This window comes from Paramesorhizobium deserti (assembly GCF_001558695.1).
Lineage (GTDB): Bacteria > Pseudomonadota > Alphaproteobacteria > Rhizobiales > Rhizobiaceae > Paramesorhizobium > Paramesorhizobium deserti.
This window is the reverse complement of record NZ_LNTU01000034.1, coordinates 73765-100170: the sequence shown is the minus strand read 5'-3', so window position 1 is coordinate 100170 and position 26406 is coordinate 73765. Positions and strand designations below refer to the sequence as shown.

Here is a 26406-nt window from a genome sequence, read left to right as displayed (position 1 = left end):
CGCTATATTGCCATGATCGGCTACAGGTTGGGGCCCATTGTTATTTTCTTGTGGAGTTGGAAAGAGGAATGAGTTCAAAGAAAAAGATTCGCAAGGCCGTCTTCCCCGTGGCAGGTCTTGGCACCCGCTTTCTGCCAGCCACCAAATCCATCCCAAAGGAAATGCTCCCCGTCGTCGACAAGCCGGTCATCCAATATGTCGTGGACGAGGCGCGCGAGGCCGGGATCGAGCATCTGATTTTCGTCACGGGCCGCAGCAAGGCGGTGATCGAGGATTATTTCGATGCGCAGGTGGAACTCTATTCGACGCTTGCCGAACGCGGCAAGAACGAGCAGCTCACCCATATGCAGAGCATCCAGCCGCAGCCGGGAACGGCAAGTTTCACCCGCCAGCAGGTGCCGCTCGGGCTCGGGCATGCCGTCTGGTGCGCGCGCGAGCTGGTAGGCAATGAACCATTCGCGCTGCTTCTGCCCGATATGGTCATGCAGTCGAAGAAAGGCTGCCTGGCGGAGATGGTGGAGCTCTATGAGCAGAGCGGCGGCAATGTCATCGCGGTGCAGGAATGCGATCCGGCGGAAGCACATAAATACGGGATCGTCGGGCGTGGCGAGCCGGTCGGCAACGGTTTCGCGGTCACCAGTATGGTGGAGAAACCAGCTAAGGGCACCGCGCAGTCGAATCTCTATATCAACGGACGCTACATTCTACAGCCGGAAATCTTCGAGATTCTCGCGAAACAGGAAAAAGGTTCCGGTGGTGAGATCCAGTTGACCGATGGAATGCTGAAACTGGCCGAGGAGCAGCCCTTCTACGGTTATCACTATACCGGGCGGACCTTCGATTGCGGTTCGAAGGAGGGCTTCATCGAGGCCAACGTGGCCTTCGCGCTGTGGCGCAAGGACATCCGTCCGAATGTAGAGCACTCGATCGGGGAATTGCTGCAGACGATCAAGGTGGGGGATTGAGCACGGAAGAAAATTAAGATTATAGCGGGACAGCGCCTCCCTCTGTCCCGTCGACGTTTCATTTCAATTTACCGCTGCAGCTTCACGCCGAGATAAACGCTGTTGGAAGTGTATTCGCGGGAAGTGACATCGCTTTTCATGAATTCGTGGCGATAGCTGCCATTGATGCCGACGAAGCGGTTGAACCAGTAGGTGGCACCGAGCTCCGCGCCGAGACCATAATCGGTGCCCGATCCGTCGCGATTGTCGCGCACGGTGACATCCAGACTGGTGTCCAGGGTGAGATTGGCGCGGATCAGGCGCTTGACGTCGATATTGGCGAGATAAAGGATGGAACCGCTTTCGCCGGGCGCGGTCGCGCCCTCGACGATCGTCTGTGCGGCCAGTCTGACATCGGTGCCGCGCTCGGGTGACCAGTTCATCGCCGCGTTGAGCGATAGGCCGCTGATGTCATCCAGGCGCTCATCCTCGATATTCTCGCGGAGATAGCCGAGCGAGAATTCGCCGTTGAGCTTTTCGCCCATGTCGACAATAGCGCCGGCACGCGCGCCAAGTCGCGTGGCGCCGCGCTCAAAGCCATTGCTATCCCGCTTCTCGTCATAGGCGCGTTTGCCGATCTCGATTTCGGCAAACGGCTTGATCGCGGCTGAAAGCTGATAGCCGCCGCGCAGGGTGATGCTGGCGAAGGTATTGTCGCGGTCCTTCTGACTGACCTCGCCGCCGGTCGAAAGTTCCGCGTCGCCATAGACGGAACGTTCGACACGTCCCGTTACGCCGCCGAAGATGAGCCCGATTTCGCGCTCGACGCCGAGGCTGCCGTTCATCGTCTGGACGATCGGGCGCTTCAGCGCGCCGGGCACGCCATAGGGATTGTTGGCACTTTCGCGGCGAAGGTGATAACCGGCGCTCGAATTGACCGTCGTCTGGTCACCGAGATCGAGCCGCAGGCGGCCTTCTATATCGAGGCGCGGTTCGGAAACATCCTGGCCGGAAATCGTCCTGGCCCAGCTGCCGGAGGCGTCGAGGGTCGCCTGATGGCGCGACCAGTCGGACTGGGCGCCGAGCCGTAGCGTGGTTTCGGACAGGATGGCGTCGGAGCCGGTGGAGCTGTTGTCGGCATTGCTGGTGCCGCGGATGCCCTGTTCCAATGTCGGGCGCAGAAGGAATGAACCGGCGCGCAGGCCGACCGGGGCGAACGGATCCTGCTCGGCCTGCGGGCGAGAGCGGTTCTCGATCGGCGAGTGCCTCTCGTTTTCCGGCATGACCCGGCCCGTGTCGTTCTGTTCTTCGCTATCGACCGTGCCGGTGCGCAGATAATCGACGGGAGCCGGCTGGTTGGTGCTTTCATCGTCGGTGGCGGTGCTGGCAGTACGCCTGGCCGGGTTCTCGCCGGGAATCGGCGGCGACTGCAACCCCTCCGGCGCAATCGGCTGACCCAGCAGCGTGGCATCGTCCAGATCGGTCGCATCCTCTCCTCCGTCGGCCAGCGCATCTCCGCCTTCGACATCAGCACCATCGCTTTCATCGGAAAGTGCTCCGGGACTCGCCGGATCATAGGTGGACGCGATTGTACTGGCCGCTGTCACGGGGGAAGGACGGCTCTGCTGCTGTGATAATGTCGATGTGCCGAGGACATCCTCCAATACCGAACCGCGCAAGCCGACGTCCTGCGCCCGGGCCGGAAAGTTGACCGTACCAACGGCAACGCTCGCCAGGAACAGCCCGGCAAGGCGACGCCTGCTGGCGATACGCGGCTTAATGCCGGGAGGCGGGACGGCTGGATGCATGATCAGGAATGGAACCGGTTGCAACGTGGTTCACTGAACGTAAATCGACATGGTTAATGCTTGGTTTCTTTGGACCTTGCGAAGCCCTGCTATCGCGCTCGCAGAACAACAAAGATTGGACAGATGTGCCGCAAAGCGCTAACGCTTTCGCCCATGCAGGATGTCAAAGACAGAAAAGCGGATGCGCAGGCGGCGCTTGATTCGGCCTTGCGCACCATCGTAACGGAAAAAGCCGGCTTGACCGCGCTCGAGGAAGCGCTTCAGAACGGCCTTGCCAAACCTTTCGCCGAGGCGGTGGAACGCATCGCCAGCAGCGCTGGCCGCGTCATCGTCACAGGCATTGGCAAAAGCGGGCATATCGGCTCGAAGCTCGCCGCCTCGCTCGCCTCGACGGGAACGCCAGCCCACTTCGTCCACTCGGCCGAAGCCAATCACGGCGATCTCGGCATGGTGAGCAGCAACGACATCATTCTTGCTCTCTCTTGGTCGGGAGAAACCGCGGAACTGAAGGGCATCGTCAGCTATTCCAGGCGTTTCCGCATCCCGCTGATTGCGCTGACCTCGCGCGAGCATTCAACGCTCGGGCGCGAAGCCGATATCGTGCTGCTCTTGCCGAGAACGGACGAAGCCTGTCCGCACGGCCTTGCGCCCACCACGTCGACATTGATGCAGCTCGCCATGGGCGATGCGCTCGCCGTGGCGTTGCTCGAGGCGCGCGGCTTCACCGCCAGTGATTTCAGGACGTTTCATCCCGGCGGCTCGCTGGGCGCGAGCCTGACCCATGTGCGCGATATCATGCATCGCGGCAATGAACTGCCGCTGGTCCCGCTCGGCACATCCATGCCGGAGGCGATGCAGGTCCTTTCACACAAGCGCTTCGGCTGTGTCGGCGTCATCGATGGAGATGGGCTGCTTGTCGGGATCGTCACCGACGGCGATCTCGCGCGCAACCTTCACCGCAATCTCGGCGAACTGACGGTTGATGACATCATGACACGCGGGCCGAAGACGGTCGCGCCGCATCTGCTGGTCGGCGCGGCGATGGGTCTTCTCAACGAGCATAATATCAGCGCCCTGATCGTCACCGAGGAAAGCCGCCCGGTGGGGCTTATTCACTTCCACGATCTGTTGCGGATCGGGGTGGCCTGAACGGCAAGCGTTTTTCTCACTCAGCCTCGACGACGAGCGTGCCTTCCTCGAAACCCGTGACACGCACGCGCGTTCCGGTCTTCATGTCCGGTCCCTTGACGCGCCATAGCGTATCGCCGAGGCGGATGCGGCCATGGCCGTCAACGATCGGTTCCTTCAGCGTCGCCGTCTGTCCGATCAGCTGTTCGCCGCGGCGGTTCAAGAGCGGTTGGTCGCTTTCCTCCGATTCCGAACTGAAATAGCGCCGCCCGATCAGCACGGAAACCACGGAAAGCACCAGGAAAAGGATGATCTGCGCCTGCCAGCCAAAGCCAAGCACGGTGCCGGGAAAGAGCGCCAGCGCGCCGACGATCAGTGCGGCGATACCGAGCCAGACGAAGAAGATTCCAGGCGTCAGCAATTCCAGGAGAAGCAAGACGATGCCGAGAACGATCCAGTTCCAGGCGCCGAGTTGGGAAACGATATCCGCGATCATGGCCGATTATACCACGCCACTTACGATTTCTGGCCCGTGCCCGGCACGCTGCGGGTGCGGGAAGGGGCGGCGGGCGCCGCAGCGTCGCCGAAGACTTCCTTGGCAATAGCTCCGATGCCGCCGAGCGAGCCGATCAGCGATGAGGCTTCCATCGGCATCAGCACGATCTTCTGGTTGTTGGCTGTGCCGATTTTCGCAAGCGCTTCGGTGTATTTCTGCGCGACGAAATAGTTGATGGCCTGGACATTGCCCTGGGCGATCGCCTCCGAGACGACCGTTGTCGCCTTCGCTTCGGCTTCCGCCAGGCGCTCGCGGGCCTCCGCCTCGCGGTAGGCGGCCTCGCGCTTGCCTTCCGCCTCAAGGATCTGCGCCTGCTTCAAGCCTTCGGCGCGGAGAATCTGCGCGTTGCGGTCGCCTTCGGCCTCCAGCACCTGGGCGCGCTTGTCGCGCTCGGCCTTCATCTGGCGGGCCATCGAATCGACCAGATCCTTGGGCGGGTTGATGTCCTTGATCTCGACGCGGGTCATCTTGATGCCCCAGGGATGCGCCGCCTCGTCAACAACGCGCAGAAGGCGCTCATTGATGGTGTCGCGGTTGGAGAGGAGCTCATCAAGGTCCATCGAGCCCATGACGGTGCGGATATTGGTCATGGTAAGGTTGAGAATGGCATTCTGGAGCCCCGAAACCTGATAGGCGGCCTGGGCGGCATTGAGTATCTGGTAGAAGGCGACGCCATCGACGGCGACGGTGGCGTTGTCGCGGGTGATGACCTCCTGCGTCGGCACGTCGAGGACCTGTTCCATCATGTTCAGCTTGGCGCCGATACGGTCGAAGAAGGGAACGATGATGTTGAGCCCGGGGGAAAGCGTGCGCGTGTAGCGGCCGAAGCGCTCCACCGTGTAGTTATAGCCTTGGGGAACCGTCTTGACGCCCGCGAAAAGCGTGGCAAGGACGAGGATCGCGAGGACCAGAAGAGTGAGGTCAAAACCGCCGAACATAAGGAACTCCCTGATAGTTGCCCCTTGATCCGCGAATCGCCTGGGGGCACGACTTCCGCTGTTTCCTTAGCATGATTTCGCGGAAAAAGTGTATCAATGCCTCCGCGTGCGTATCGACTTTAAACCCAGCCCTGAAGCTCGCGGCGCACCAGCGTTTCGATGACGCTCATACCTTCCTCGGAATCATTCAGGCAGGGGATGTGGCTGAAATTGATGCCGCCATGCTCGTGGAAGCTCTCCGCCGCCTCGTTGCCTATTTCATCGAGCGTCTCCAGGCAGTCTGAGACGAAGCCGGGATTGAAGACGGCGATGGATTTGACGCCTTCCCTGGCCAGCCTTTCAACCGTTTCGTCGGTATAGGGCTGGAGCCATTCTTCGGGGCCGAAACGCGACTGGAAGCATGTGAGGAGCTTCTTTTCGTCCCAGCCGAGCCGTTCGCGCAGGAGGCGCGACGTCGCCATGCAATGAGAGGGATAGGGATCGCCGCGCTTCGCATAGCTCTGCGGAATGCCGTGATAGGAGGCGATCACCACCTCCGGCTCAAAAGGAAGCGTCGCCAGATGCTTTTCGATCGAGCGGGCGAGCGCTTCGATATAGACCGGCTCATATTCATAGGAAGGGACGGTTCGTACGGCGGGCATGAAGCGCGTCTTCGTCAGCGCCTCGAAGAATTTGTCGTTCACCGTAGCCGTGGTCGTCGCGGAATATTGCGGATAGAGTGGGAACATGACGATGCGCTGACACCCGCGCTTGCGCAGGCGTGTCAGCACATCCTCGATCGAAGGCTGCCCGTAACGCATGGCCCAGTCGACGACGACATTCGGGTGGTCCTTCAGCGTCTCTGACAGCTTTTCTGCCTGCGAGCGGGTGAAGGTGCGTAGCGGCGATTCGTTTTTTTCCTTGTTCCAGATGCGCTCGTAATTGCGGCCCGATTTCTTCGGCCGCGTGTTGAGGACAATGCCGTAGAGGATCGGATACCAGATGGCGCGGGGCCATTCGATGACGCGCCTGTCGGAAAGAAATTCCCCGAGATAGCGGCGCATGTTCGCGAAATCGGTGCCGTCAGGGGTGCCGAGATTGACAAGGAGCACACCGACCTTGGGCTTTGCAACGGGTGGCCTGTCCGCTGACAGCGATCCGGTAGCGGCTGCCTTTTTTGTCCTGGTTCGGCCCGTTGCACTCATTTTCGATCTTTTTCTCCTAGGCGGCGGATGGCGCGTGGTTGAAACGTCCGAAAAGTAGAGTTTCCGGGTAAGATTTCAATGATGCGAAAGCGCGCAGGCACGGTGAATCGAAGGCCTGGGCGCCTATAGGTTTTTATCAGGCCGGAACGGTCAGCTTTCCACCGACCGGCAGGCGGCGGGGATGATATTTCCTATTGGCATCGCGCAGCTTGCGCCATTTGGCCGGATCACCATAGAAGCTCGCCGCCAGATCCCAAAAGGTGTCGCCCGCCTTGATGAGATAAGGCTCTCCCGCAGCAGGTTTCTGCGGCACAGTCGCTTGCCCTGCCGCCGGTGCGAGTTGTGCCGGTTCGGTCGTTTCAGCTGGCGCGGCAGGCTTGGCGGATTCCGGCGCAGCCGGGGCCTGGCCGGCCGGAGCCTCCGTTCCGCCGGTCATCATCTCGGCGGCCTGGATGCGCCCGTCCGTATAGGGCTTGTAAGGCTGGTGATTGGCGAGATAGTCGGCGACGACCTGATCGAGGCTCGGCCCGTAATCATAGGCGTTCATCGCATTGGTTGCGAAGATCTTGTAGCCGTCACCGCCGCCGCGCATGAAATTATTGGAGACGACGCCATAGGTCGCTTCCGGATCGATCGGCTTCCAAGCGTCGCCGTCACGGATTTCGACGCGGGTAATCCTTTCACCTGCCGGCTTCGAAACATCAAAGGCATATTTCAGTCCGGCGACCTGCGGGAAGCGACCTCCGCCTTCCTCGACCTGACCGACGCCATGCTCAAGCGCTGCCGTCACGTCCGCGCCCTTCAACTGGAAGGTGGAAAGCGTGTTCTGGAAGGGCAGCACGGTCAGCACCTCGCCCATCGTGACATCACCCGCATCGATCGAGGCGCGCAGGCCCCCGCCATTCATGATGGCGATCGACATGCCTTGATCCTTGACCCGATCCAGTATGGCATCGGCAACCAAATTGCCCATCGAGCATTCGGCAACCCGGCAGATTTCGCGCGATCCTTCGATCGGGCCGGTGGAGCTTGCGATGACCTTGGTCTTTAACTCCTCAATCGGCTTGGCCAATTCCTCGACGCGGGCCGCCACTGCTTCATCCGGCTTGAAAGAGGAATCGAGCAGGATCGGGTCGCCTTTGGCCGAAACCGGCTTGCCCTGGTCGTCGAAGGTGACGGTGAATTCACCGAGATATTTGCTGTAGGACCGGGCTTGGACGACCGGCACCTTATAGCCGCCGGGATTGTCCACAAAGGTCGGGTAGGGGCCTTCGGCCTCCGGATCGGTGTTCGACAAAAGGGTATGCGAATGACCGCCGACCACGACATCGACATTGGGGATCTTGGCGATCGCGGCCAGATCGCGTGGATAGCCGACATGGGTCAGCGCGATCACCTTGTCGACGCCCTGCTTGGTCACCTCGTCGACGGCGGCGGTGATCGTCGCCACATCCTCCTCGATCATGACGTGGGGACCGGGTGATGAGAGCGTATCCGTATCGTTGGCCACGGCGCCGACGATCGCAATCTTCTGGCCGCCGACTTCCTTGATAATATAGGGCTTGAACTTGTCCTTGAGCTTGGAGCTCACGTCGGGATGCACATTGGCGCTGACGATCGGGAAATCGACCTTGCCGATGAAGGCGTCGAGCCCGTCCTCGCCATCATCGAATTCATGATTGCCTATGGTCATGGCGTCGAAGCCCATGAGGTTCATGAATTCGGCTTCGGCAGCGCCCTTATAGGTATTGTAAAACAGCGAGCCCTGGAAATTGTCGCCCGCGTTCAGGAGCAGGACGTTCTGACCTTCTAGCGCTTTCTTGCGGGCATCGATCGCCGCTTTCAGCCGGGCCGCGCCGCCGAAGCATTTATTCTTGGCCTCCTCCTCGGCGGAGCAGGTGGAATCGTATTTGTTGATCGATTCAATCCGGCTGTGCCAATCGTTGTTGTGCAGGATGTTCAGCGCGTAATCGGCGGAGGCCGTTCCCGCCGAAAATGCAAGGATGGAAGAACAGAGAAATGCACGGGTGAAGGATCTGGACATCATGGCTTTGCTCCCTGCGGCCGGCCCACTCGAAGTATGAGCGGTCATACCATGCTCGGGGAGATGCAAGATGACAAGCTCGCCCGAGGATCAATCATACGGGCGAGCGGCCTTTCACAACCATAAGATGCAAGAAAATCGTTTGACAACCGGTCAGGCCGCCGGAATTATCCGGCAGCCCTGCGCGTAAGCGTGAACTGCGATCCGGCGGAGGAAGTGCAGTTAAGCTGGGAAGGCGAAACCACGGCGCAGTTGACGCGCGACGTGGTGCCGCGGACCAGCGAGCGCATGTCGATGGCGACGAGCTGCGGGTTTTCATAACGGTAGTTGCCTTCCGCCAGCTTCTCGTTGGTGTCGGTCGTCCGGGTCACGAACACACCGGAATTGAAGCTGGAGGTGATGCCGTTCGCATCGACCCAATTGCCTTCGATGCCGCCGCCCCGGGCAACAACCGGGACATTGCCGCCGAGAGGTCCCGCGGATTGGCAGGCGGCAAGCGCTATGGAAACCACTGCAAGCGTTGCCGCTGATCCGAAGCGTTTCATGTTTTTGGTCTCCCGTTCAATTTGGATTTCCTTTGTGATGTAACCAAATTTTAGCGAAAACAAGCCCCACTTCGAGGCAGAAGGCGGCAGGTGTTGCGTTTATGCCGCACATGCAAACGGCGCCTGAAGGCGCCGTGGAAGAGGGCCGATGCTGCTGTCAGGCCTGTTGTCAGCGCACTAGGATGTTGCGAAACTGCCAGGGATCCCTGGTGTCGATGTCTTCCTTGAAGAGGCCTGGGCGTCCGGCAAGCGGGGTCCAATCCGTATAATAGCCTTTCACGGGACCGAGATAGGGAAGCTGGACTTCGAGGCACCGGCGATAGTCCATCTCGTCGGTTTCGACGATGCCGGCATTGGGGTTTTCCAGCGCCCAGACCATACCGGCAAGCACGGCGGAGGTCACCTGCAGGCCGGTCGCGTTCTGGTAGGGTGCGAGCTTGCGGGTCTCCTCCAGCGAAAGCTGGGAACCATACCAGTAGGCGTTGCGATCGTGGCCGTAGAGGAGCACGCCCAATTCGTCGACACCGTCGACCAGCTCATTTTCATCGAGCACGTGCTGGACAGGTTGAGGCTTGCCTGCCGCACCGAACATCTCATCGAGGGATAGAATGGCATCGTTCGCCGGGTGATAGGCGTAATGGCAGGTCGGACGGTAGCTCACCTTGTCCTTCTTGTCCCTGACGGTGAAGAAATCCGCTATCGAGACGGACTCATTGTGGGTGACGAGGAAGCCATATTGCGGCCCCGGCGTGGGGCACCAGGTGCGCACGCGGGTATTGGCGCCCGGCTGCTCCAGGAAAATTGCCGCCTTCGAGCCCTTCTTCTGCTTGCGAGCGTTCTTCGGCATCCATTTCTCATGCGTGCCCCAGCCGAGCTCGGCCGGCTGCAGACCTTCCGAAATGAAGCCCTCGACCGACCAGGTGTTCCAGAAGACATTGAGCGGCTTGGGATGCTTGGTGCGCTGGGTATCGCGCTCGGCGATGTGGATGCCCTTGACGCCGACTTTCTTCATGAGCTTCGCCCAGCCCTCGCGATCATCGGCCGAGGGCTCGGTGAAATCGAGCTTCAATTCCGTGGCGAGGTCGACGAGCGCCTTCTTGACGAACCATGACACCATGCCGGGATTGGCCCCACAGCAGGAAACGGCGGTCGGGCCGCCGGGGTTCTTCTTCTTTTCGGCGCGCACCGTCTCGCGCAACGCATAGTTGGTGCGCGAGGCGTTGTCGGCCTTCTCGTCGAAATAGAAGCCGAGCCAGGGCTCAACAACGGTGTCGATATAGAGCACGCCCTGCTGGCGGCAGAGCTTCATGAGATCGAGGGATGAGGTGTCGACCGAGAGGTTGACGCAGAAGGCCTGACCGCCCCCCTCGGTAAGCAGCGGGACGAGGACGGATTTGTAATTGTCCTTGGTGATCGCTTCCTGGATGAAGCGGATGCCTTCCTTATCGGCGATCTTCTTGTTCTCGTCGCTCGGGTCGATGATGACCAGACGCGACTTGTCGAATTTGAAATGGCGTTCGATCAGCGGCAGGGTACCGCGCCCGATCGACCCGAAGCCGATCATAACTATGGGGCCGGTGATTTCGCCGTAGATCGGCCATTTCGCTTTCGCCATTTTCCCGTCTCTCCAATCAGGGTTTGATGTTTCGGTGCAGTACGTTCCTTGTGGGTTCGATTGATTACCCGTTCCGGCTAAACCATAGATTACTGTCACAATAAAGCGTTACCGTTGCGCCTTGTAAATCAGAGCAGCTGTGCCCGGATCAGCCCACGCAGCGAATTGCCGACCAGAATGTTCTTTGCCTGTCGCAGATCGTCGACCGTCAGCTCCGCTTCCGAGGTGACGCCGTTATCGATCAGTTCCTCGCGCAAGACGCCCGGCAGAAGACCGCAGCGCAGCGCCGGCGTGACACAGGATGCTCCGCCCCGGTCAACGAAGATTGAAGTGATCGTCCCCTCGCAAACCTTTCCCTCGTCATTGAGCAGGACCACTTCGTCGACCTCGGCCGGAGAAAATTCCGCCCGCGCGGTATCATAGACCTGCCGCCGCGTGGTCTTGTGGTGAATGAGCGGGTCGTTGCGGTCGAGGCGTGTCCGGGCGATGGCGATGCGCCAGATCGTATCTTGCGCAAGCAGCGTGAAGGCCCTGGTCGTCACGTCGACAACGCCGTCGGGATCGAGGGTGAGGCGAACGCGCAAGGCCTGGTCGCCCTTGGCGATCTCGTCCAGCTTGTTGCGGACCAGCGCCTCATCCAGCGGGAAGCCGAGCACGAGAGCGGAGCGTTCGAGCCGTGCCAGATGGCGCTTCAGCCGCAAAAAGCCGGAAAGCGGCTCCCAGCGCAGCGTTTCGATCAATTCGTAGTCGGGACCATCCCCGTCGCGAACCGGGCCTTCAGAAGACATTCCTCATACTCCGCCTCCGCGGTGGAATCGAAAACGATGCCGCCGCCGATGTTGAAAGTGGCATGGCCGCCCGGATAAAGCGAGATGGTCCGGATGGCGACATTGAAGCGCATGCGGCCTTGCGGGCCTATCCAGCCGATGGATCCGCAATAGACGTCACGTGGCACCCCTTCGAGTTCGCGCAGGATCTCCATGGCGCGGATCTTTGGCGCGCCCGTTACGGAGCCGCAGGGAAAAAGCGCCGCGAAGATGTCCCTGAGCTCGAGGTCGGGGTTGAGGCGGGCGCGAACGCGGCTGATCATCTGATGCACGGTGGGATAGCGTTCGACCTTGAAGAGTTCCGGCACCTCAAGGGTTGAGGGTTCGCTGATCAGCGATATGTCATTGCGCAGAAGATCGACGATCATGCGGTTTTCCGCCTGGCTCTTGGGATCGTTGATCAGGAAATCGCGCAGCTGGTCGTCCTCCTCAGGCGTTTTGCCGCGTGGCGTGGTGCCCTTCATAGGATGGGTTTCGATCCAGCCATCGGCATCGACGTCGAAGAAGAGTTCAGGCGATCGCGACAGGATGATCGGGCCGCCGAGCTTCGCAAACGCGCCGTAGCGCACGGGTTGGCGCGCGGTGAGCGCATCGAAGGCGGCGAGCGGGTCGCCCGACCAGCGAGCGTGGACGGGGAAGGTCAGATTGCCTTGATAGCAATCGCCCTCGCGCAAGTGGCGGTGCAGTCGCGCAAACCGCTTTTCATATTCCTCGAAATTCCAGGCGGCACGCGGACGGGTGAGAAATGCGTTATTCTCCGGCATCGCTTCACGCTCAGGGAGCGATTGGTCGGACGGGCCGTCAAAAACCCCCAGGCAGATGAGCGGCGCGCGGCGTCCCTCGGGCAGGATCGGCGCCAGCTTGGGCTCCAGAAGGTAGCCGGCCTCATAGGAGAGATAGCCGGCAAGCCATTTTCCTGCATCATGGGCACGCTGTGCCGCGGCAAAGGCGTTGTCGAAATCCGCAGCATTCTCCGCAAGAATGATCTCGGAGGGTTCGGCGAACAGGACCTCGCGTTGCGCCTTGTCATCCCGGAACAGGATGAATGGGTCGGACGGGCCGAGTGGGGTCACAATCTGCATATCCTGTCGAAACGGCAAAAGCGGATGGATCCGACCGCTTTTGCTGCATTATACAGGATATGTGACGCCATATGCCGGAGCAAAGTCAGTCTTCCATGGCTTCCAGCTCATCTATGATGCCTTCAATCACCGAAAGCCCTTTCTGCCAGAAACCGGGATCCGAGGCGTCGAGACCGAAAGGCGCCAGAAGCTCCTTGTGATGCTTGGTGCCGCCGGCTTTGAGAAGATCGAAATATTTCTCCTGAAAGCCCTTCTCGGCGTTCTGATAGACGGCATAGAGCGAATTCACCAGACAATCGCCGAACGCATAGGCGTAGACATAGAAAGGCGAGTGAATGAAGTGGGGAATATAGGTCCAGAACGCCTCGTAACCGAGGTTGAGGCGGACGGCCGGTCCGAGGCTTTCCCTCTGCACCTCAAGCCAGATTTCGCCGATGCGCTCGGCGGTGAGCTCGCCATTGCGCCGTTCGGTGTGGATGCGCCGCTCGAACTCATAGAACGCGATCTGGCGCACGACCGTATTGATCATGTCCTCGGCTTTCTGCGCCAGCATCGCCTTGCGCTCGCGCTTGTCTATGGTGCGGCCGAGGAGGGAGCGGAATGTCAGCATCTCGCCGAAGACCGAGGCGGTTTCGGCGAGCGTCAGCGGCGTCGAGGCCATGAGCGTGCCCTGTCGCGCCGCCAACACCTGGTGGACGCCGTGGCCCAGTTCGTGCGCAAGCGTCATCACGTCGCGCGGCTTACCCATATAGTTGAGGAGAACGTAAGGGTGGACGGAGGGGACGGTCGGATGGGCGAAAGCACCCGGCGCCTTGCCAGGCCGGGTCGGTGCGTCGATCCAGCTGCGATCGAAGAAATTGCGCGCGATATCCGCCATCTCGGGGGCAAATCCGGCATAAGCCGACAGCACAGTGTCCTTTGCCTCGTTCCACGGAATGACGGTCTGCGGCGTCTCGGGAAGGGGCGCATTGCGATCCCAGTTTTCGAGGACATCGAGCCCCAGCCATTTGGCCTTCATCGCGTAATAGCGGTGCGACAGTCTGGGATAGGCATCCTGCACGGCTTTCGCCAGCGCGTCGACCACCTCGCGCTCGACCCGGTTGGCCAGATGACGTGAATCCGCAATATCCTTGAAACCGCGCCAGCGGTCGGAAATCTCCTTGTCCTTGGCGAGCGTGTTGGTGATGAGCGTGAAGGTCCTCAGATTGGCTTTGAAGGTTTCGGCCAGTGCATCTGAAGCCTTCTTGCGGACAGCGCCGTCGGCATCCTGCAGAAGATTGAGCGTGGGTTCGATCGGCAGTTGCTCGCCATCGACGTTGAAGCGCAGCGCCGTCATCGTCTCATCGAACAACCGGTTCCAGGCACCGCGCCCTGTCACCGACTTTTCATGGAAAAGTTGCTCGATGCGGTCCTCAAGCTGATAGGGCTTGTCCATGCGCAGATCAACGAGCCAGGGGCGATAGTGACCGATCGCCGGATCGGCCTTCATCGCATTCTCCAGCACATCGTCATCGATATGGTTGAGTTCGAGGGCGAAGAAGATCAGATGCGCGCTGGCGTCCGTCATCTTCTCCTGTACGTCGCCATAAAATTTGGCACGCTTGGGATCCGACGTGTCGCCGGAATAAAGAAGGCCGGCATAGGAGAAAATGCGGCCCATCAGCTCTTCCAGGGCTTCATAGGCGGTAATGGCCTGGGCCAGATCGCCGCCATTCGGTTTGGCCGCTTCTTCCGCGAGCTTGCCTTTCCAGCGTTCCTCAAAGGCGATTGCGTCGTGTGACGCCTTTTTCATGTCGGCGGCAAGTTCCGGGGCATCCATGGACAGGTAGAGATCATCCAGATTCCATTTCGGCAAATCACCCAGTTTTGCGGTCTGCTGTTCGACGGTGCCAACCTCGTCGGCCAGTGCAGAATGGCGGGCGGAGTCTGGGACTCTATTTATAAGAGGTTCCTTAAATTCATATTCCATATTATGCTCCACTTTCGCACGATCTGCCGGAAACCGATCGTATTTTAATCAAATGCCGACCGTAAGTAGCGGTCTTTATTTAGAATCCTACGTCATCCTGATCCAGTTCAGATTTACATCAGATGAAAACATATTCGATGACCGGTCCCATTCTTATCGTTGACGACGATCCGGTCCAGCGCCGACTGCTGGAAGCTGCCGTGCTTCGGATGGGAAACCGGACTATTCTTGCCGACGGTGGAAATGCGGCGCTGAACCTTTTGCGCAACCGCAAAGAAATTTCGCTCGTCATTCTCGATCTCGTCATGCCCGATATGGACGGTTTCACCGTTCTGAAGCGGATGCGCGAAACGGGCACGTCGGTTCCCGTCATCGTACAGACTGCGCAAGGTGGTCTCGATACGGTCATCACGGCCATGCGGCTCGGCGCTTTCGATTTCGTGGTCAAGCCGATTTCGCCGGAGCGCCTGCAGGTATCGGTCGCCAACGCGCTGAAGCTGGGTGCGTTGGAAGGCGAGATCAAGCGCATCCGGCACTCGGCTGAAGGCACGCTCACATTTCGCGATCTGGTGACGCGCAGCGAGCCGATGGAGCGGGTGATCAAGCTCGGCTGGAAGGCGGCTGCCTCCAATATCCCCATTCTCATCGAGGGCGAATCCGGTGTCGGCAAGGAGATGCTGGCGCGGGCGATTCAGGGCTCCGGCGAGCGGCGCGGAAAACCTTTCATCACCGTCAATTGCGGCGCGATTCCCGATAATCTGGCGGAAAGTATCCTTTTCGGCCACGAAAAGGGATCATTTACCGGCGCAACGGAGAGGCATGTCGGCAAATTCGTGGAAGCCGACGGCGGCACGCTGTTCCTGGACGAAGTCGGCGATCTGTCTCCCGATATCCAGGTCAAGCTTCTGCGCGCCGTGCAGGAGGGCGAGGTCGATCCCGTTGGTGGCAAAAAGCCGATCAATGTTGATATCAGGCTGATATCGGCGACCAACCGCAATCTCCTTGATCTGGTGAAGAGCGGGCAGTTTCGCGAAGATCTGTTCTACCGCCTGCATGTCTTTCCGATTTCCCTGCCGCCCTTGCGGAAAAGGCGAGAGGATATCCCGGTGCTGGTGCGCCATTTCCTCGCGCGTTTTGCCGCCGAGGAAGGCCGGTCGCGGATCAAGGGCATCACGCCTTCAGCGCTTGCACTCCTTGGCGCTTACGATTGGCCTGGCAATATCAGGCAATTGGAGAACGCGGTTTTTCGCGCCGTCGTCTTGTGTGAGGGCACGGAGCTGACAGTGGACGATTTCCCGCAAATTCAGGCCCAGGCGAGGGAAATCATGCCCAGTGGCCCGATAGACGATACGAGCGTGCCGCGTCTGGTGGCAGGAAGGGCGAACGGGGTTGCTCCGCAGCCGGATATAGCCGTGCCTGACAGTCAGATGATGTCTGACCGTTTCGGTCAGTTGCAAGGCATTGACGGGGAGGGGCAGGTTCGCTCGCTTGCGTTAATCGAGGAAGCGATGATCCGCCTTGCCATTTCCCATTATGGCGGGCAGATGAGCGAGGTGGCGCGGCGTCTTGGCATCGGCCGTTCGACGCTTTATCGTAAGCTCAAGGATTATGGTATCGACGCCGTAGGAGGAGTGGCGACAGACAAAGCGGATGGCGATAAGCGCACCGGGTTTTCTGATATCTCCCGTGGAATCCGAAAATCAGCTCATTAGCTCCTGATAAAGCCTGTTAATAAGCTGTTTACCATGGCGCTAGCCAAGTGATTCGGTGTGCCTTTTTTGCCATTCTATAAACGTATTTGTTCTTCACTAAACGTCCATTAACCATTAAATCCGATAGTCAGAGCCTTCGGGGACTGCTTAAACGGCAAGGCTATACGAAATTGATGAACGGTATTTCGGCATTTAGAGCGATTTTCGCAGCGGCGTTGGCGCGCCGCATTTTGTGGACCGCCATTCTTACCGTTGCAGCTCCCTTCATCCTCGCTCCCTCGCATGCATCGGCCGAAACACGGACGCTGAAACTCTACTTCGTCCACACCAAGGAGAGGGCGGAGATCACGTTCAAGAAGGATGGACGTTATATATCGAGCGGGCTTACGCAGCTTAATAATTTTCTGCGCGACTGGCGACGCAACGAGCCGACCAAGATGGACCCGAGGTTGTTCGACCTCGTCTGGCAGGCCTATCAGGCCAGCGGCTCACGCGACTATATCCACGTCGTTTCCGCCTACCGCTCACCGGCTACCAATTCCATGCTGCGCTCGCGGTCGCGTGGGGTCGCCAAAAAAAGCCAGCACATGCTTGGCAAGGCAATGGATTTCTATATCCCCGATGTGCCCCTGAAGAAGCTGCGCGCCATCGGCATGCGCTATCAGGCCGGCGGTGTCGGCTATTATCCGACCTCTGGCTCTCCCTTCGTGCATATGGATGTCGGCAGTGTTCGCCATTGGCCGCGCATGAGCCGCCGGGAACTGCTGGCCCTCTTCCCCGACGGCAAGACCCTGCACGTTCCGACGGATGGCAAGCCATTGCCCGGGTATGAGCAGGCGCTTGCCGCCTATGAAGCCCGCCAAGCCAGGGGCGGCTCGATTGCGGTTGCGAGCGCACCGCGCAAGAAGAGCAAGACCCTGTTCGCCGCGCTCTTCGGTGGTGGCGCGGACGAGGAAGAGGATACGAGCGAAGCCGGCGGAACAGTCGCGGTGGCGTCCGCCGCAAAGCCTTCGCGCGCCGTTCCCCGGGCGCCTGTCGCCGTGGAGGCACCGGCTCGCGCACCACAGCCGCAACGGCAGCCGCAGCCTGAACCCCAGCCTCAGCCGGCAGCGATCGTTGCCGCTCTGCCACCGCGTGAGGTGCCACGACCGCTCGATGCACCGCGTCCGGCGGCGACGCTGGCGGAGGGATCACCCGAAACACAGGCGGCGCTTGCCTTTGCCGTGCCCGTGCCGGAGCGCAGGCCTCAGACCATGCTTGCCATGGTAGCGCCTCCCGTCGATGTGCCCACGCCGCCGGCGAATGTTCCGGCCGACGGTACGGACGCCATCAATGCGGCCGTTGATGCCAATTCCGCGAGAATTGCCGACGCAAGTGTGCCAAGTCCTTTGATGAACGGTTTCGTGCCGGTGCCGCTGAACAAGCCCAAACATGCCGATCCGGCCCTGTTGCTGGCGTCCGCCGTCGTCCCGGAACAGCGGCCTGAAACAGGTGTTGCCGTTGCCGCTGTGGAAGAAGCGCCTACCGCTACGGCGGAGCCGAAGCACGACGAGATCGCGGCCGTAATGGAAGCCAATATGGATACGCCGGCGTTCCCGCTGCCGCAGAACGCACCGCCAAGAAGCCAGCAGGTCGCGCTTGCCGATCCGAAAGAGCCGGGGACTTCGCCCGACGTGGTCGCATCGGTATCGCCGGCCAGCCTGTCTTCACCGCGCAAGGTCCTGCTGGATGCAGCCGCCAAGGGCCAGCCTGTCCACGCCATCGACACGGGCGTGCGGACCACGGCTAAAGGTGCCAAACCGCATCCCGGCGAAACCAGGGAGCCGGAGGCGATCGTTCAGCCGGCGAGGAGCGTGCCGCTGCCGCAGATGGCGATCTCCGGCACCTCTGTTGCCCGCGCCATGCCGGTTACGAGCCCGGTCCTGCGTAACGATGCTCTGCGTGCGGCGCCGACAACGGTCTACACCGCCGGCTTCCAGCGCGAACTGCCTTCGGACAATGCCAACAAATTCTCGGGCAACGCCGTTACATTCCTGTCCATCGCCAAGTTCTCGGAGACGAATTAGGCCGGTTCCGTCCGAATATGAAAAGCAAAAGGGACCGCGCAGGCCCCTTTCCCACCTCAGCAAGACAAACGTCCGCCATCCACTCAGGCCGACAGCTTGGATGCCTCTGCCGCCAGCGTGGTGATCTTTTCCCATTCACCAGCCTCAACCAGCTCTTTCGGGGCAACCCATGATCCGCCGACGCAGACGACATTGGGCAGGGAGAGATAGGTTTTTGCATTGGCGAGACTGACGCCGCCCGTCGGGCAGAAGAATGTCCCGGCGAGGGGTGAGGAAAGCGCCTTGAGGAAAGCCGCGCCGCCTGCCTGCTCGGCCGGGAAGAACTTGAGATAGGTGTAGCCTTCCTCGCGCATCGCCATGATCTCGCTCGGTGTGATGGCGGCGGGCAGCAGCGGTACGTCACTGTCATTTGCCGCATCGCGGATCGCCTTGGTTGTACCGGGGCTGACGATGAAACGCGAGCCGGCCTTCGCGGCCTCTTCATACTGGCGCGCATTGAGGATGGTGCCGGCGCCAACGATGGCTTCGGGAACCTCTTCCGCAACCGCCCGGATGGCATCGAGCGCGGCGGAGGTCCGCAGCGTGATCTCGATCGCGGGAAGGCCGCCCGCCGCCAGCGCCCGGGCCAGCGGAGCCGCATCGGCCACCCGGTCCACCAGCAGGACGGGGATGACCGGCTGGCCCTTGAGGATCGGAAGCAGAAGGTCGGTTCTCTGGGCCATGGGCATGTCTCCGGTTAGGGGTTCGAACGTCGCAGTCGATTTAGCCCTGTGCTGTTGTTTTGTCCACCGCGCCGCCGGCAATTCCGCCATCACGGAGCAGGCGATCGCAATAGGTCTTCCAGGCTGCGGCCATCTTCCGGTCATAAGCGTATTTGCTGTAAAGCGGGCCGTTGTAGCGGCGGGCGAAGCCTGCCCAGTCGTGCCTGTTCAGCACCTCCACCAGGCTGGATTTCTCGATGAAGCGCAGCATCAGACGGATCTGCCCGGCAACCGAACCGCGCGCCTCGGCCACCAGCGCCTCGACATCAGCATAGCCCAGCCATTGCCAATGCGCGCCCATCACCTGCCCCAGCCCCCATGAGACGGATTCGAGCGCCGCATTGCGGTCGATCCGCATAGCACGGGCGAGCAACTGCCAGCGCCCGGTCTGAGCAACCGGGTTCTTGACGCCGCCGGCTTTCGGCGACGCCAATCCCTGTCGTCGCGCGTCGGCCTGCTTCGTTCCGGCAAGCCGCCGATCGAAATAATGTCCTTCGAAACGGATCAGCGGCTCGTCGCGGCCATTGACCCTCGCCGTGGTGCGCCCGCCGCATTCCACTTCCGCCACTGCGAGAAGGGCGGCGGGCTCTACGCCGGTCTTTTCCGCGGCGGCGACGATCTCCCTGATGGTTTCTTTCTCGAACATGCAAGTTTCCTTTCATCTGGACTCCTGCCACGATTGTCGCCCGGCTCTGCGTCTGTTGGACAAACCGTGAGGGAATGCCTTGAAATCGCTGCGCGCCGGGATTAGGTCGATCCGTCATGACCAACACATCTTTCACCGTCGCCGCCCTTTACCGTTTCGCGCGTCTTCCGCATTACGAGGCGCTGCGCGAGCCACTGGCTGAGCTTTGCTGCAGCCTCGGCATCAAGGGGACGCTCTTGCTTGCGGCCGAAGGCATCAACGGAACGGTGGCGGGCAGCGCCGAGGCGATCGAAAAACTGATCGCGCGGATCGAGGCCGAGCCGGAGCTGAAAGGCCTGGAACTTAAATATTCCCACGCGGGCGAGATGCCATTTCACCGCATGAAGGTGAAGCTCAAGAAAGAGATCGTCACGATGGGCGTTCTGGAGATCGATCCCCTGAAAAGCGTCGGGACCTATGTCGCGCCGAAGGACTGGAACGGCCTCATCTCCAGTTCCGATACGGTGGTGATCGATACGCGTAACGACTACGAGGTGGCGATCGGCACGTTCCGGGATGCGATCGACCCGCAGACGAAGACGTTCAGGGAGTTCCCTGTCTGGGTGGAGCAGAACCGCGAGCAGCTCGAAGGCAAGAAGATCGCCATGTTCTGCACCGGGGGCATCCGTTGCGAAAAGGCGACCGCCTTTGTCAAAGGGCTCGGCTTCGATGAGGTTTATCACCTGAAAGGCGGCATTCTCAAATATCTTGAAGAGGTCTCGCCGGAGGAAAGCCGCTGGGACGGCGAATGCTTCGTCTTCGACGAGCGCGTTTCAGTCGGTCACGGCCTGCAGGAGGGCGTGACGGAGCTTTGCCGCGCCTGCCGCCATCCGATCACGCCGGAAGAGCGCCTTTCGCAATACTATCGGGAAGGCGTCTCCTGCTCGCATTGCTATCACGAGAGGACCGACGAGGATCGGGCCCGCTATGCGGAGCGTCATCGTCAGGTGATGCTTGCGGAACAACGCGGGCAGAAGCGGCATATCGGGCAATAGCCAATTCTTTTCAGCCCTCATTGTATCGGCGCAATTGCGTTCCTAACTCCCCATGGTCGGCCAATGGTTGAGAAGAGGAACACGAATGCTCGATCCGAAGAAACTGCTCGATGATCTCCTGGGCTCCAAAGCGCCCGGTTCGCAATCCACCGTCAGCGACGGAGTGGGCAAGGTGACGCAACTCGCCAGGGACAATCCGCTGGCAACGGGCGCGATCGCCGCGGTTCTGCTCGGCACGGGGGCCGGGCGCTCGATCACGAAATCGGCGGTTAAGGTGGGCGGTCTCGCGGCCATTGCCGGGCTCGCCTACAAGGCGTACCAGAATTATCAGAGCGGCAAGGCGCCGGAGCAGCCGGCCGCAAAGGCGGAGCCGGAGCTTCTGCCGCCGCCGGCAGGCGACGCGTTCAATCCCACCACTGCGCCGCAGGGCGAGGAGAATTTCGCGCTGGTGCTGGTACGCGCGATGATCGCGGCAGCTCGAGCGGACGGTCATATCGATGAGACCGAGAAGGCGAAGATCACCGAGCGGATGGGGCAGGCCGGCATGAGCGCCGAGGCGCAGGATTTCATCCAGAAGGAGCTTGCCACCCCTGTCGATATCGATGCCCTGGTCAATGAGGCGAAAACCGAGGCGCAGAAAATCGAGCTCTATACGGCCTCACGCCTTGCAATCGAGCCGGAGACACGCGCCGAGCGCGGCTATCTCGACCTCTTGGCGGGGCGCTTGAGGCTGCCGGACGCGTTGGTGGACCATATCGAGGCGACGGTCTCGAACGCGAAAGTGTGAGTTCGATCACGCCCCGCGACGCCTTGGCTCTGGCCAAAGGCGGAACATCCCGCTAGATTGACTTCGAAGAAGGGCGGCTTGTGGATGGCCGCCTTTGCGTCAAGGGTCTGACGGCAACCGGGTCGCGTTTGTCATCATCATTCCCACCATCAGATCAACGAAGCCGCCGGGAGAATTTCTCGGCTGGGTTTTGTATGTTCGGTTGGACAGGATGGAATGATGAAAAAGCTCTTTCTTTTTCTTTTGCTAGCATTCAGTCTCGGGATCAGCGCGGGTGCGCATGCCGGCGACAAGGTGACGGTGTTCGCCGCCGCCAGCATGAAGGACGTGATCGAAGAGGCAGCAAAGCAGTTCAAGGCGGCACAGGGAGCAGAGGTGACGGCTTCATTTGCCGCTTCGTCGGTGCTCGCCAAGCAGATCGAGGCCGGTGCGCCCGCCTCGATCTTCATTTCAGCCGATGAAGACTGGATGAACTATCTTCAGGAGCGCAAGCTGATTTCAGTTCCCTCGCGGCGGATCATCGCCGGTAATGCGCTCGTTGTCGGGACGCAGCCTGGAGAAATGGGCAAAATGCCTGACATTCTCGCGACAGAACGGTTCGCTATGGGCGATCCTTCCAATGTTCCAGCCGGAAAATACGGCAAAGCGGCGTTGGAAACGCTCGGTTTTTGGAGCGAAGTCGAGAAGAATGCAGTTTTTGCCGAAAATGTCCGGGTGGCGTTGCAATATGTCAGCCGCGGTGAGGTGAACGCGGCGATCGTCTATGCATCTGACCTGGCGGCCGCGCAGGGTCTCGAGGAAGCCTACCGTTTTCCGGCATCCAGCCATAAGCCGATCCTCTATCCGGCGGCCCTGGTGGGCAAGCCCTCGGCGGAGGCGAAGGCTTTCCTCGATTTCCTGTCGAGCGATGCCGGGCAGGCGATCGTCCGGGCGAAGGGGTTCGTGTCCGCCGCGGAGGCCGGCAGTTGACGGGAACCGGCATGTTCGGCCTGGCGGAAGCCGATTGGGGCATCATTCTGTTATCGCTGAGGGTTGCGCTCGTCGCGATCCTTTTCGCGCTGCCGCTCGCCTTTGCCATGGCCTGGGTGCTGGCGCGCCATTCCTTTCCCGGCAAGAGCCTGCTGCAGGCCGTTATCACCATGCCGCTGGTCCTGCCGCCGGTGGTGACGGGTTATCTGCTGCTTCGGTGGTTCGGTACGCGCGGGGCGCTCGGCGCACCGCTCAATGAGTGGTTCGGCGTCATCTTCGCCTTTCGCTGGACCGGCGCGGCGCTTGCCGCAGGCGTCATGGCTTTTCCGCTCCTGGTGCGGCCGATGCGCCTTTCGATCGAGAATATCGATCGCGGCCTTGAAGAGGCGGCGCGGACGCTCGGCGCGGGGCGTGTCGTCGCTTTCCTGACCGTGACGCTGCCCTTGCTTTTTCCCGGCATCATCGCGGGCGCGGTGCTGGGCTTTGCTAAGGCACTCGGCGAGTTCGGTGCGACGATCACCTTCGTCTCCAACATCCCTGGCGAAACCCAGACGCTTTCGCTCGCCATTTATTCCCTTCTGCAGACGCCTGCCGGCGATAGCGCCGCGCTGAAACTTATCCTCGTCTCCGCCTTTCTCTCGATCGCAGCGGTCATTTTCTCGGAATGGCTGCAGCGCCGGTTCGATGCGAGGCGACCGGAATGAGCAAGCTCGTGGTTTCCATCGCTGGCCGGAGCGGGGCCTTTGCCGTTAGTGCCGATTTTGCTGCGGCGCCAGGCGTCACCGCCCTGTTCGGCCACTCCGGCGCCGGCAAGACGACGCTTCTGAAGATGATCGCCGGCACGCTTTCGCCGGAACGGGGCCGCATCGCGATCGGCGATCGCGTGCTTTTCGACAGCGAGACCGGCATCAACCTGCCGCCGGAGAAGCGGCATATCGGCTATGTCTTCCAGGATGCGCGGCTCTTCCCACATCTCTCCGTCAAACACAATCTGACCTATGCGCTCTGGGCGGGGCGGCGGAATGCAGGAAAACCTTTCGCCGAGGTGGCCGATCTTCTCGGGCTTGCCGCGCTTCTCGATCGACGACCCGCCACGCTTTCAGGCGGCGAGCGGCAGCGTGTCGCCATCGGGCGGGCGCTCCTTTCCAATCCGGCCCTGTTGCTGCTCGACGAGCCGCTTTCGTCGCTCGATCACGCGAGACGGCAGGAGATACTCCCTTATCTGGAGCGCCTGCGCGACGAGAGCGGCCTTCCGATCGTCTATGTCAGCCACGAGATCGACGAGGTGGCGCGGCTTGCCGATACGCTCGTCCTGCTGTCGAAGGGCGAAGTCACGGCGAGCGGCCCGGTGGCGGAGGTCTTCGCGAATATGGACGGCACCGGCGAGGACGCCGGCACGCTTATCGAGGGTTATGTGATCGGCCGGGACCCCCAATATGGGGTGACCTTCATCGATCTTGGCGGCGAAACCTTCCAGATCGTCGACGAGGCGTTACGCCCGGGCATGCAGGTGCGCTTGCGCGTTCGCGCCCGCGACGTGTCGCTTGCCCGCCAGGCGCCGGAGGCGATCAGTATCCGCAACGTTCTGCCGGTGCAGATCGTGACGATCAACGGCAGGGAGGGGACCTTCGCGGAGATGGAACTCTCCTTCGCAGCACAGAAGCTGCGGGCCAGGCTGACGCGGAAATCGGTCGCCGATCTCGAGTTGAAGCCAGGCGACAACGTCTTCGCCCTGGTCAAGGCGGTTTCCGTCGACCGCAGTTCGATGCGCCGTGGGAAAGACTGAGAAATTATTTTCCGCCCGGTCTTTTCACCCGTTCCGGTTTTTCTTGATTTGTGCTCCTGTGGCGCGCGAAACGACCGGAGGACAGAATGAAGGATCTGAAACACTGGACCGCGCGTCCCGTTCCCCAGCGCAAGGTGCTTGAAGGGGCTTATGTCCGCCTTGAGCCGCTCAATGCGGCAAAGCACGGCGATGGGGTCTTCGAAGCCTCGTCCGTGCAAGGTGCGGGTGAGCGTTTCACCTGGCTCTTCGAAGAGGCACCCGCCGACCGTGCAGCGCTTCAGCCATGGCTGGAGAAAGCGGAAGCCAGTGCCGATCCCCTGTTCTTCGCAGTCATCGACAAAGCGACCGGCAAGGTGGCAGGCCGTCAGGCGCTGATGCGCATCGATCCCACGCATGGCGTCATCGAGATCGGCAATATCTATTGGGGGCCGCTCATCGCGCGCAAGCCGGCGGCGACCGAGGCGCAGTTCCTGTTTGCCCGCCTGGTCTTCGACGAGCTCGGCTATCGACGTTACGAGTGGAAATGCAACAATGAGAACGAGCCGTCGAAAAGAGCGGCGCAGCGCTTCGGCTTCCAGTTCGAAGGTGTTTTCCGTCAGCATCTGGTGGTGAAGGGCAAAAATCGCGATACGGCATGGTTCTCCATTACCGATGGTGAATGGCCCGCATTGAGACAGGCCTATGAAAAATGGCTCGCACCGGATAATTTCGATGCGGACGGCAAGCAGAGGAAAAGATTGGTAGATCTGCGCGGCGAACCGTCAAACTGAGGCAAGGGTCGCGATGGCACACGAGCATTCCCACGATGATCACTCCCATGGCCAGGAGCATCATGGGCATGGGCATGATCATGATCATGATTATGGCAGCCTCGACAAGCGGCGGGTGCTCGTTGCCGCCGTTCTGACAGCCGGTTTCATGGTGGTGGAAGCGCTGGGCGGGCTGCTGACCGGTTCGCTGGCGCTTCTGGCGGATGCGGGGCATATGCTGACCGATTCCGTATCGCTCGGGCTTGCCTGGTACGCTTTCCATCTGGCGGAGCGCCCCGCGACGAACCGGCACACTTATGGCTTCGGCCGGGTGAAGACGCTGGTCGCCTATACGAACGGCCTTGCCATATTCGTCGTCGGCGCGTGGATCGTCTATGAGGCGTGGGAGCGGTTCCAGCAGCCTTCAGCCGTGCTCGGCGGGCCGATGCTTGCGGTTGGTGTAGCGGGGCTTGCGGTCAATATAGCCGCCTTTTTCGTCCTGCATGGCGGCGACCGGGAAAACCTCAACATGCGCGGCGCCATCCTGCATGTGCTGGGCGATCTGCTCGGTTCCGTCGCTGCGATCGCCGCGGCGCTCATCATCCTTCTCACCGGCTGGTATCCGATCGATCCGATCCTCTCGGCGCTGGTGGCGGTGATGCTGTTTGCAAGCGCGTGGCGGCTGACGCGCGATGCGGGGCGGGTGTTGCTGGAGGGCGCTCCTGATGTGCTCGACCGCGATGATATTGCACGCGATCTCGAAAAGTCAGTGCCGGGCGTGGACAATATCCATCACGTGCATGTCTGGTCGCTCGACGGAAAAAGCAATCTTGCGACATTGCATGCGCGCATCGCGGATCAGGGCGATGCGTCGAGAGTAACCATGCTGGTCAAGCAAAGGCTTGCCTCAGCCCATGGAATCACCCATGTCACCGTCGAAACCGAATGCGGTCCATGTGCCGACGGACATGGAAATCATGATTGCGGCGCGGCCGCAAAATCCGCCGAACATAGTCATTCACACACAAAGAGGCATGGTGTTGCAGGATCCAAAAACGCGTAGCGCGGTGATTGCCGCTCTGGCCATCCTTCTCGGCTTCGGCATTCTCTGGATTTTGATGCCGCGTATAATGCTGGCGCTGGGTGCCGAGTCGCCAGCCTTGGCGGGTGTCTTTGCCGTTCTTTTCGTGCTGGCCTTTTTCGGCGTGTTCTGGCTGCGCGCGCGCCAGCAGCGGCGCAAGGATTGACGATCGTTC

23 protein-coding genes and 1 pseudogene are annotated in these 26406 nt (G+C 60.8%); 12 read left to right on the top strand and 12 right to left on the bottom strand.

All coding sequences use genetic code 11. From position 1 onward, the window contains the following. Nucleotides 1–68: 68 nt before the first annotated feature. Nucleotides 69–965, top strand: a complete 897-nt coding sequence (gene galU / locus ATN84_RS16740; RefSeq protein ID WP_068882814.1) for a UTP--glucose-1-phosphate uridylyltransferase GalU — start codon at nucleotides 69–71, stop codon at nucleotides 963–965. A gap of 68 nt (nucleotides 966–1033) precedes the next feature. Here the strand turns inward: galU and ATN84_RS16735 are convergent, their stop codons facing one another. After that, nucleotides 1034–2752 carry an outer membrane beta-barrel protein gene (locus tag ATN84_RS16735; RefSeq protein ID WP_068883514.1) on the bottom strand — a complete coding sequence of 573 codons (1719 nt, stop codon included), beginning with the start codon at nucleotides 2750–2752 and terminating at the stop codon, nucleotides 1034–1036. A gap of 153 nt (nucleotides 2753–2905) precedes the next feature. Between ATN84_RS16735 and ATN84_RS16730 the strand changes: the two genes are divergently transcribed. After that, nucleotides 2906–3901, top strand: coding sequence for a KpsF/GutQ family sugar-phosphate isomerase (locus tag ATN84_RS16730; RefSeq protein ID WP_068883512.1), 996 nt, complete (start codon nucleotides 2906–2908; stop codon nucleotides 3899–3901). A gap of 16 nt (nucleotides 3902–3917) precedes the next feature. Here ATN84_RS16730 and ATN84_RS16725 read toward each other — a convergent pair whose 3' ends face one another. From ATN84_RS16725 to ATN84_RS16685, 9 genes and pseudogenes are all read right to left on the bottom strand, one after another. After that, on the bottom strand, nucleotides 3918–4376 hold the full coding sequence (locus tag ATN84_RS16725; protein ID WP_068882813.1) for an NfeD family protein: 459 nt from the start codon (nucleotides 4374–4376) through the stop codon (nucleotides 3918–3920). A 20-nt stretch (nucleotides 4377–4396) separates the two neighbouring features. Continuing rightward, on the bottom strand, nucleotides 4397–5374 hold the full coding sequence (locus ATN84_RS16720; protein WP_068882812.1) for an SPFH domain-containing protein: 978 nt from the start codon (nucleotides 5372–5374) through the stop codon (nucleotides 4397–4399). Nucleotides 5375–5493: 119 nt separating this feature from the next. Further along, nucleotides 5494–6507, bottom strand: coding sequence for a ferrochelatase (gene hemH, locus ATN84_RS16715; RefSeq protein ID WP_068883510.1), 1014 nt, complete (start codon nucleotides 6505–6507; stop codon nucleotides 5494–5496). Between the two features lie 187 nt (nucleotides 6508–6694). Further along, complete coding sequence (locus ATN84_RS16710) at nucleotides 6695–8602, bottom strand: 5'-nucleotidase C-terminal domain-containing protein (RefSeq protein ID WP_068883508.1); 1908 nt, start codon at nucleotides 8600–8602, stop codon at nucleotides 6695–6697. A 167-nt stretch (nucleotides 8603–8769) separates the two neighbouring features. Continuing rightward, nucleotides 8770–9147 carry an outer membrane lipoprotein Omp10 gene (omp10, locus tag ATN84_RS16705; RefSeq protein ID WP_068882811.1) on the bottom strand — a complete coding sequence of 126 codons (378 nt, stop codon included), beginning with the start codon at nucleotides 9145–9147 and terminating at the stop codon, nucleotides 8770–8772. 169 nt (nucleotides 9148–9316) lie between these two features. After that, nucleotides 9317–10762 carry a homospermidine synthase gene (locus tag ATN84_RS16700; RefSeq protein ID WP_068882810.1) on the bottom strand — a complete coding sequence of 482 codons (1446 nt, stop codon included), beginning with the start codon at nucleotides 10760–10762 and terminating at the stop codon, nucleotides 9317–9319. A gap of 128 nt (nucleotides 10763–10890) precedes the next feature. Further along, a complete protein-coding gene (locus ATN84_RS16695; RefSeq protein ID WP_068883506.1) occupies nucleotides 10891–11550 on the bottom strand; it encodes an aminotransferase class IV family protein in 660 nt (219 codons plus the stop codon). Further along, nucleotides 11499–12662 (bottom strand): aminodeoxychorismate synthase component I, encoded by a 1164-nt coding sequence (locus ATN84_RS16690; RefSeq protein WP_068883504.1) that lies wholly within the window; start codon nucleotides 12660–12662, stop codon nucleotides 11499–11501. Before ATN84_RS16690 ends, ATN84_RS16695 begins: the two co-directional genes overlap by 52 nt. A gap of 94 nt (nucleotides 12663–12756) precedes the next feature. Then, a pseudogene (locus ATN84_RS16685) lies at nucleotides 12757–14535 on the bottom strand (M3 family oligoendopeptidase); the annotation flags it as partial. A 242-nt stretch (nucleotides 14536–14777) separates the two neighbouring features. On the opposite strand from ATN84_RS16685, the gene ATN84_RS16680 reads away from it, so the two are divergent. Beyond that, entirely contained in the window at nucleotides 14778–16352 is a 1575-nt protein-coding gene (locus ATN84_RS16680; protein ID WP_068882809.1) for a sigma-54-dependent transcriptional regulator, read from the top strand. Nucleotides 16353–16525: 173 nt separating this feature from the next. Continuing rightward, nucleotides 16526–18418, top strand: coding sequence for a peptidoglycan L,D-endopeptidase MepK (locus tag ATN84_RS16675; protein ID WP_082766339.1), 1893 nt, complete (start codon nucleotides 16526–16528; stop codon nucleotides 18416–18418). A gap of 83 nt (nucleotides 18419–18501) precedes the next feature. On the opposite strand, the gene ATN84_RS16670 is transcribed toward ATN84_RS16675, so the two are convergent. Together ATN84_RS16670 and ATN84_RS16665 are read right to left on the bottom strand one after the other, a co-directional pair. Next, complete coding sequence (locus ATN84_RS16670) at nucleotides 18502–19140, bottom strand: 2-dehydro-3-deoxy-phosphogluconate aldolase (protein ID WP_068882808.1); 639 nt, start codon at nucleotides 19138–19140, stop codon at nucleotides 18502–18504. A gap of 40 nt (nucleotides 19141–19180) precedes the next feature. Further along, on the bottom strand, nucleotides 19181–19825 hold the full coding sequence (locus tag ATN84_RS16665; protein ID WP_068882807.1) for an N-acetylmuramidase family protein: 645 nt from the start codon (nucleotides 19823–19825) through the stop codon (nucleotides 19181–19183). Nucleotides 19826–19941: 116 nt separating this feature from the next. On the opposite strand from ATN84_RS16665, the gene trhO reads away from it, so the two are divergent. The 8 genes from trhO (at nucleotide 19942) to ATN84_RS16625 (ending at nucleotide 26397) form a co-directional block, all read left to right on the top strand. Continuing rightward, nucleotides 19942–20859 carry an oxygen-dependent tRNA uridine(34) hydroxylase TrhO gene (gene trhO, locus ATN84_RS16660; protein ID WP_068882806.1) on the top strand — a complete coding sequence of 306 codons (918 nt, stop codon included), beginning with the start codon at nucleotides 19942–19944 and terminating at the stop codon, nucleotides 20857–20859. An 85-nt stretch (nucleotides 20860–20944) separates the two neighbouring features. Continuing rightward, the gene (locus ATN84_RS16655) at nucleotides 20945–21646 is read left to right on the top strand and encodes a tellurite resistance TerB family protein (RefSeq protein ID WP_068882805.1); all 702 of its coding nucleotides are present in this window, start codon (nucleotides 20945–20947) and stop codon (nucleotides 21644–21646) included. Nucleotides 21647–21865: 219 nt separating this feature from the next. Next, on the top strand, nucleotides 21866–22615 hold the full coding sequence (modA, locus tag ATN84_RS16650) for a molybdate ABC transporter substrate-binding protein (RefSeq protein ID WP_068882804.1): 750 nt from the start codon (nucleotides 21866–21868) through the stop codon (nucleotides 22613–22615). Between the two features lie 11 nt (nucleotides 22616–22626). Beyond that, nucleotides 22627–23319 carry a molybdate ABC transporter permease subunit gene (gene modB, locus ATN84_RS16645; protein WP_068883498.1) on the top strand — a complete coding sequence of 231 codons (693 nt, stop codon included), beginning with the start codon at nucleotides 22627–22629 and terminating at the stop codon, nucleotides 23317–23319. Then, a complete protein-coding gene (modC, locus tag ATN84_RS16640) occupies nucleotides 23316–24401 on the top strand; it encodes a molybdenum ABC transporter ATP-binding protein (protein WP_068882803.1) in 1086 nt (361 codons plus the stop codon). The genes modB and modC overlap by 4 nt, the downstream gene beginning before the upstream one ends. An 86-nt stretch (nucleotides 24402–24487) precedes the next feature. After that, entirely contained in the window at nucleotides 24488–25171 is a 684-nt protein-coding gene (locus ATN84_RS16635; protein WP_068882802.1) for a GNAT family N-acetyltransferase, read from the top strand. 13 nt (nucleotides 25172–25184) lie between these two features. Next, nucleotides 25185–26213, top strand: a complete 1029-nt coding sequence (locus ATN84_RS16630) for a cation diffusion facilitator family transporter (protein WP_068882801.1) — start codon at nucleotides 25185–25187, stop codon at nucleotides 26211–26213. Further along, complete coding sequence (locus ATN84_RS16625; protein ID WP_068883496.1) at nucleotides 26191–26397, top strand: hypothetical protein; 207 nt, start codon at nucleotides 26191–26193, stop codon at nucleotides 26395–26397. The genes ATN84_RS16630 and ATN84_RS16625 overlap by 23 nt, the downstream gene beginning before the upstream one ends. The last annotated feature ends 9 nt before the right edge of the window (nucleotides 26398–26406 follow it).